A 246-nucleotide genomic window follows, 5' to 3' on the forward strand; every position below is an offset into this window, starting at 1 on the left:
TTCAAGGAAGCCATAGACCAATTTTTTACTGTAACTCTTCCAGAGATTGCAGGTTCGTTGACGTCTCGAATCAATGACAATTTTCAGGTGTTTAAGCCTGCATCTTCAAGTTGATTGGGTATAGTTCTATTCGGTGGCTGTTGTGTATCAGTCGATCCAATAATGCGTCGGCTACGGTGGCGTTTCCTATCATGGCGTACCACTCCTTCACGGGTAATTGGCTTATCATGATCGTGCTGCTTATTT

The 246-nt window shown here is 43.5% G+C and carries 1 protein-coding gene and 1 pseudogene; one reads left to right on the top strand and one right to left on the bottom strand.

Annotation, left to right across the window (positions count from 1 at the left end):
* Nucleotides 1-114, top strand: a pseudogene (locus H5300_RS27565) (IS630 family transposase); the annotation flags it as partial.
* Here H5300_RS27565 and H5300_RS27570 read toward each other — a convergent pair.
* On the bottom strand, nt 92-246 hold a 155-nt coding region (locus H5300_RS27570), incomplete at its 5' end, for an ATP-binding protein (RefSeq protein ID WP_182797413.1). The pseudogene H5300_RS27565 and the gene H5300_RS27570 overlap by 23 nt on opposite strands.

Source organism: Vibrio sp. SG41-7 (assembly GCF_014164465.1).
Lineage (GTDB): Bacteria > Pseudomonadota > Gammaproteobacteria > Enterobacterales > Vibrionaceae > Vibrio > Vibrio splendidus.